The organism is Oleiphilus sp. HI0080, from assembly GCF_001635135.1.
Window position 1 is genome coordinate 1 of the sequence record NZ_LWFU01000460.1, and the last position, 6,431, is coordinate 6,431.

Here is a 6,431-nt window from a genome sequence, read left to right on the forward strand (position 1 = left end):
GGCGAGCCGTGTAAAGGTTGCGGCGCGGCGCTAAAAGAGCTGAGACTGTCTGGTCGTAGCACTGTATATTGCGGAGTATGTCAAAAATAGCCTTTAAACTCGTCGTTGAATAGCACAACAAATTAGACAGAATCTAAACAGCAGCTATAGTTAAATCATTCACTTAACCTATTCTTTTAGAATTATCTTTAAATACGTTCGGCTCTGGTGGAGGAGTTTCGATGCACCAAAAAATCAAGCAAATATTGTTTAGTCTTGCCCTGTCTTTGACTTTGGCTCTTCCAACAATTGCGCACGCAAATACAATTAGTGAAACACCAAGCTCATTGGCAATGACAGGAGACGCATTATTTGTTCGTCCAGTCATGTTGGTAACGACCGTAATTGGTGCTGGAATTTTTATCATTTCTTCGCCATTTTCGGCCTTGGGTGGAAATTTCGGCGAATCTTTTGAGGTGTTGGTTGAGGGGCCGTTCGAGACTACGTTTGTTCGTTGCCTTGGCTGCACGATCAATGGAAGAAAAGCTTCGGAAGTCGTTGAGCAAGAAGACGACGAGAACGAATAGTCTCTGGAAAGAGAATGAGAAACGCGTGCATGGTTATTCCTGCCCGCGTTTTTTTTGTGCGCCAAATTCGGAATTTCCGGCTAAATGTTTATCCCTTAATGTAGTTAGGCCAAGGGAACTCTACATCACCAACCGCATGGAAATGAGGGTTAAGGATGTCTTCTTTGGTATTGTATTGAAGTGGCGTTAAGTCAGGTTTATATATTTCCCCTCCAGCTCCTTTCAATACTGCATGCGCTGCTGCAGTGTCCCACTCACTGGTGAGAGCCAACCGAGGGTACCAGTCTGCGCTGCCTTCAGCGCATGCGCAGATTTTTAGCGAGCTTCCCATGTCTATCCTAGAGATGTTCGAGAAATCTTGAGATAGGGAGTTAAGTAAGTCGTCTAGGGCTTCAGCTCCGTGACGGCGACTTCCGACTACTTTTAGTTCGCCACCCAGTTTCAGAGCTTGAGCCTCGAGCCTCTCTTCGCCGGCCCTATCTTTTCTCACGCTACCGAAATCCGTGCCGCCGAAATAGAGTTTATCCAAAACCGGCACGTAGACGTAGCCGAGAATCGCCTCTCCATCGCGAATCAATGCAATATTGACGGTAAATTCACCATTCTTATTGATGAATTCTTTGGTGCCATCGAGAGGGTCAACTAACCAATACTCGGACCAAGTGCCACGGATATCATAGCCTGGCAAGCCGCCTTCCTCGGAGAGGATCGGAATGTCTGGAGTTAGCTCGAGCAAGCTCTTCTCAATAATTCTGTGCGCTGCAATATCGGCTTGGGTAACAGGTGAGTCATCGGACTTGGTGTCTATGTCCAATGGCGCCTCTTGCTGGTAAACCTTCAGGATGGCTTGACCGGCTTCTCTTACAATGCGCTCTAGCGCGGGAAACAACTCTCTTAAATCTGACATATCTTCCATGCTTAGTTAGAATGCAGTGAATAAACGCGACCTGAGTATAAAGACTTTGATGCTCGACTGGAATGAAATAGACACGGTCTTCCTTGATATGGACGGCACCTTGCTGGACCTGCATTATGATAACTACTTCTGGCTGCACCACCTGCCGAAGCGTTATGCAGAGATGAAGTCGATGACAGAAGAACAGGCCCGGGATTATCTTGGAGAGTTCTTCCATAGTCTCAAGGGCACGCTGAACTGGTATTGCTTCGATTATTGGGCCGACTTGTTGAATATCGATTTGCTTAGTCTCAAGCATGAAGTGAAAGATAAAATTGCTTTTCGGCCACATGCCCAGACTTTTTTGCAGTTATTGGCGGAAGCGCATTATCGAGTAATTCTCGTTACGAACTCCCACAGAGCAGGAGTTGAAATCAAGATGCAGTGCACCAATTTGGGTGATTATATTGATGAGATACATACTTCGCATGACTTTGGGGTACCAAAAGAAGATCCGGTTTTTTGGCAGAAGTTGAATCAGGCTTTGCCCTTTGACCCAGAAAAGACGGTCTTTTTTGATGACAATGAAGACGTCCTATACTCAGCAAAGCAAGCCGGTTTAGTACATTTGATTAACATTGAGCAGCCAGATAGTCAGGGTGCAATCAGGCAAGAGAGTCCGTTTCCCCTGTTAAAGTCGTTTTTAGATATATTACCGAATTCATGAGTAAGCAGAACAACGCAGAAGTTAAGGTCCGCATTGATAAATGGCTTTGGGCTGCCCGTTTTTTTAAAACGAGAACACTGGCAAAAGAAGCCGTCGAGGGTGGGAAAGTGGAGTACAACGGGCAACGTTGTAAACCAGGAAAAACAGTTGATGTGGGTGTTGAGCTAACAATCCGGCAGGGTTGGGTAGATAAAGTCGTGATTGTAAAAGGCATCTCAGATAGACGGCAAAACGCAACGCTTGCCCAAGTATTGTATGAAGAAACCGAGGAGAGCTTCGAAAAACGCGAGCAGAAGCTTGCTGAACGAAGGGCCGAGCGTGAGAGTCAGCCTGTTGCTTTTCGTCGACCTAATAAGCGTGATAGGCGTTTGATTCACCGTTTTAAAGAAGAACGAAACGATTAAACAGAGAGAAGTATATATGCTTGAAGGTGATTCATTTCAAAAATTTATGTTTGACGAATGCCACATTCGAGGTGAAATCGTCAGGCTTTCAGATAGCTTTCTACAAGCGATAGAAGGTAAGCAATATCCAGCGGTTGTGAGGCAATTGCTTGCCGAGGCAACGGCCGCCACGCTGCTGATGACCGGAACACTTAAGTTTGAAGGGCGTTTGTCGTTGCATGCTCGTGGGCAGGGCCCTCTAACCCTGTTGATGGCAGAAGCAACGAATATGAGGAGCTTTCGAACGATTGCTAATTATACTGACGACATGCCGAACGAAGGCGAGCTGAGGATGCTTTTAGGTAAGGCACAACTCGCCATTACTATCGATCCAGAGAAAGGCAACCGCTACCAGGGTATCGTGCCACTGGAGCACGCGACGATGGCCGAATGTCTTGCGCGATACTTCGACCTTTCAGAGCAGCTAGAAACACATTTTATGTTCGCTTCTGATGAAGACGGCTGTTACGGGTTGATGCTACAGCAGTTGCCGGATTACAAACTCATGGAAGATCAGGATGCATGGGATCGAATTCGGCAGTTGAGTGAAACGCTGGGATTTGAAGAGCTCAAAGCGCATGGTAATGCTGAGATTCTCCACCGTCTTTACCATGAAGAGAAAGTTTCTGTTTTCGAAAGTGAGCCTGTTCAATTCCAATGTTCTTGCTCGGAACAACGGTCTTTGGCTTCTATTGAAGCCTTAGGTATTGAAGAAGCATTAAACATTCTCGAAGAAGAGTCGGTCATTCAGGTGGATTGCCAGTTTTGTGGGCGGCATTATGAGTTTGATCGCGCGAAAATTAACACTGTGTTTAATATCGGCAAGCCGCACTAGGGCTATTCATAGCAGGTATAGAGCGCATAAAACGCGAGAGTCGAAAAGCCTGTCGTTTTTTGTACAGCCTTTTGGCATAATAGCGCACCAATTTTAAGCGGGTTTTGACTCGCCTAAATGCAAATTTCAATTTCTGGTGAGGTCAAAGTGAGTAACACTTTTGTTGATCTAAGTTCAGCGCAACTTGTTGAACACGCGCTTGAGCGCAAAGAAGGCAGCTTAGCCGCAAACGGTTCTTTGGTAGTGACTACAGGTAAAAGAACTGGTCGGTCTCCTATGGATCGTTTTATTGTTGAAGAGCCAAGCACTTCTGATGCTATCTCATGGGGTCCGATTAACCGCCCTTTTGATGCGGAAAAATTTGACGCTTTATGGGAACGCGTTGAGTCGTATCTTGCTGAGAAAGACAGCTACGTGTCTCATCTTCATGTAGGTTCTGATCCAGATCACTACCTCGCAGTGAAAGTAACGACTGAAACCGCATGGCAAAATCTTTTCGGCCGCAACTTGTTCATCCGTCCTGATCATTACAATCCGGCTGATAAGCAAGAGTGGCAAATTCTGAATGTCGCAAGCTTCATTTGTGATCCTGAGCGTGATGGTACTAATAGCGATGGTACCGTGATGATTAACTTTGCCCAGCGCAAAGTTCTGCTTGCAGGAATGCGTTATGCCGGTGAGATGAAGAAAGCGATGTTCTCTGTCCAGAACTTTCTATTGCCAGAAAAAGACGTCTTACCGATGCATTGTTCCGCGAATGTTGGTGAAGACGGTGAAACGACCTTGTTCTTCGGTCTCTCTGGAACAGGTAAAACGACTCTTTCTGCTGATCCTGAGCGTTTTCTCATCGGTGATGATGAGCACGGATGGGGCAAAGGCACTGTCTTTAACATCGAAGGTGGTTGCTACGCAAAGACGATCGATTTGAGTCAGAAGAATGAACCAATCATTTGGGATGCGATAAAATTCGGGGCGATCGTAGAAAATGTGAAGATGGATGAGAATTCTCGCATTCCAGACTACACAGATACGAGCCTGACTGAGAACGGGCGATGTGCCTATCCGCTTGAGCATGTTGAAAAGCGTGTCATTGAGAATCGCGCTGGTGAGCCAAACGCGATTGTCTTTCTGACTTGCGATATGACTGGTGTATTGCCACCTGTTTCACTTCTTAGTAAAGAAGCGGCGGCATATCACTTCCTAAGCGGTTATACGGCTTTGGTTGGCTCTACAGAAATGGGTTCCGATTCAAAGCTCAAATCGACGTTCTCAACCTGTTTCGGCGCACCATTCTTCCCGCGCCCTGCTGGCGAGTATGCGGAGTTGCTTATGAAGCGAATGGAAGAGTTCGGTTCTAAAGTTTACTTGGTAAACACTGGTTGGACCGGTGGCTCGTTTGGTGTTGGTCAAAGATTTAGCATTCCAACGACTCGTGGCATTATTTCTGCGATTCAGAGCGGTGCCCTTGCTGATGCAGAAACAGTGCATCTTGAGAAATTGAATCTTGAGATTCCGATTGCTGTTCCTGGTGTTGATGCTGGATTGCTTAACCCTCGCGACACTTGGGCGAGCAAAGAAGATTATGATGCAAAAGCGGCAGATCTTATTTCCCAGTTCGTTGAGAACTTTAAGAAGTTTGATGTTTCTGATGCCATTGTTGCAGCAGGCCCGCAGCTTTAAATCTTAATATGTAATACAAAACCGGTATCGTTTTTAGCGATACCGGTTTTTTTATGTCTGAGTTCTGTGAGCTATTATCAGAGAATAATGCCGTGTTTTCGGCATTTAATTGCGTAGGATTTATTGCTTAGTTGATGGCGTTTCTTGCGCCATTTATCCATTTGCTTACCTGAGCCGCCACGCTTTCTTTTTGTGTTTATTTCTTCAATCTGCTTGGCAATCTTGTAGCACTCTTTGTAAGAACCTTCTTTTGCTGAGCTTAGTATCGGTAGACTAAGGCATATGCCTAAGGTTAAAAGCCACGGTAGTTTGATTGTTGAGTTGATCATCCTGATCTCCTTTCATCCTTTCCTTGTAAATAAAAAAGCCCCGCACTAGGCGAGGCTCTTCAGCATATCAGCTTTACGCTAACTCATCATTTGATAGAAGAGTGGCGTAAACGCAACGATCAATAGCACTGTACCCATCGTGATCAACGGTAGCAGAATTTTCTCATAGCGCTGATAGAAGCTACCCTCGGTCAAAACGGCCTTGAGCGCTTCCTCTTCCCCTACCACTTGACGAGCAAGAAGGTGGTTAAGCGCAACAGGTGGGCTCAGATAACCAAGCTCAAATGCTACTAGCGTTAACATCCAGAAGTGAATCGGATCGATACCGGCGTTGTAAGCGATGGGTGCAATCGTTTGACTTACTAGTATAACTGCGCCGAAGGGCTCCATGATCATACCCATGATAATCAGGACACAAACTAGTAGACCCATTGCTGCCCAGACACTCGTAAACTCCGCTGGGAACAATTCTACGACACCTGAGCGTTCAATCGTTCCGCCGAGACAAATAGTACAACCGATGAGCAGCAGTAAAGCACCAATCTCTGCGGTTGTCTGGTTCGTTGCTGAACGAACACAGTTCTCGATTCCTTTGTGAGGGATCGTCGTTAATCCGTCTTCGCTTACAGAGTCTTTCTTAGTGATGTGCTCATAGATAAGAATAACCAACATCATTACAGGGAGTATCCTTGCGGCAGAGAACTCATCAAGACGCACATTGACCGCGTAACGATAGAACAGAACCACTGCAACCATGCAAACAATGTATGGGATAAGAGGTCTGAACGCCGCAATCATTTGAGGAAACGCGTCTGCCGGAGAGGCAAGCTCAAAACGATTTTGACGATTCAGCGTTGTAGCAAACAGCGCAAACATAACCGCGCTAAGTAGGAAGACATAAATGCCCCAACCAAAGAGTTGGTCAGTTGTTACTTCGCGGTTCATAAATGCAATAA

Annotated in this window: 9 protein-coding genes; 6 read left to right on the plus strand and 3 right to left on the minus strand. The window is 45.9% G+C overall.

All coding sequences use genetic code 11. The features are described from left to right. Both A3751_RS23870 and A3751_RS09300 read left to right on the plus strand, forming a co-directional pair. On the plus strand, positions 1-90 hold a 90-nt coding region (locus A3751_RS23870; RefSeq protein ID WP_369821238.1), incomplete at its 5' end, for a zinc finger domain-containing protein. A 131-nt stretch (positions 91-221) separates the two neighbouring features. Then, positions 222-566 carry a hypothetical protein gene (locus A3751_RS09300; RefSeq protein WP_068454819.1) on the plus strand — a complete coding sequence of 115 codons (345 nt, stop codon included), beginning with the start codon at positions 222-224 and terminating at the stop codon, positions 564-566. An 88-nt stretch (positions 567-654) separates the two neighbouring features. On the opposite strand, the gene cysQ is transcribed toward A3751_RS09300, so the two are convergent. Continuing rightward, on the minus strand, positions 655-1,473 hold the full coding sequence (cysQ, locus tag A3751_RS09305; RefSeq protein ID WP_068454822.1) for a 3'(2'),5'-bisphosphate nucleotidase CysQ: 819 nt from the start codon (positions 1,471-1,473) through the stop codon (positions 655-657). A gap of 58 nt (positions 1,474-1,531) precedes the next feature. Here cysQ and yrfG point away from each other — a divergent pair, with 58 nt between their 5' ends. From yrfG to A3751_RS09325, 4 genes are all read left to right on the plus strand, one after another. Beyond that, a complete protein-coding gene (yrfG, locus tag A3751_RS09310; protein ID WP_068454825.1) occupies positions 1,532-2,188 on the plus strand; it encodes a GMP/IMP nucleotidase in 657 nt (218 codons plus the stop codon). After that, positions 2,185-2,592 carry an RNA-binding S4 domain-containing protein gene (locus A3751_RS09315; RefSeq protein WP_068454833.1) on the plus strand — a complete coding sequence of 136 codons (408 nt, stop codon included), beginning with the start codon at positions 2,185-2,187 and terminating at the stop codon, positions 2,590-2,592. The genes yrfG and A3751_RS09315 overlap by 4 nt, the downstream gene beginning before the upstream one ends. Positions 2,593-2,608: 16 nt before the next feature. Further along, on the plus strand, positions 2,609-3,466 hold the full coding sequence (locus tag A3751_RS09320) for an Hsp33 family molecular chaperone HslO (protein WP_068454836.1): 858 nt from the start codon (positions 2,609-2,611) through the stop codon (positions 3,464-3,466). A 147-nt stretch (positions 3,467-3,613) separates the two neighbouring features. Then, positions 3,614-5,146: a phosphoenolpyruvate carboxykinase gene (locus A3751_RS09325; RefSeq protein WP_068454846.1), complete on the plus strand. Its 1,533-nt coding sequence runs from the start codon at positions 3,614-3,616 to the stop codon at positions 5,144-5,146. 77 nt (positions 5,147-5,223) lie between these two features. Here the strand turns inward: A3751_RS09325 and A3751_RS09330 are convergent, their stop codons facing one another. Further along, positions 5,224-5,475 carry a hypothetical protein gene (locus tag A3751_RS09330; protein WP_068454840.1) on the minus strand — a complete coding sequence of 84 codons (252 nt, stop codon included), beginning with the start codon at positions 5,473-5,475 and terminating at the stop codon, positions 5,224-5,226. A 78-nt stretch (positions 5,476-5,553) separates the two neighbouring features. After that, positions 5,554-6,431: TRAP transporter large permease subunit (locus tag A3751_RS09335; protein WP_156492353.1), on the minus strand; the 878-nt coding region annotated here is incomplete at its 5' end.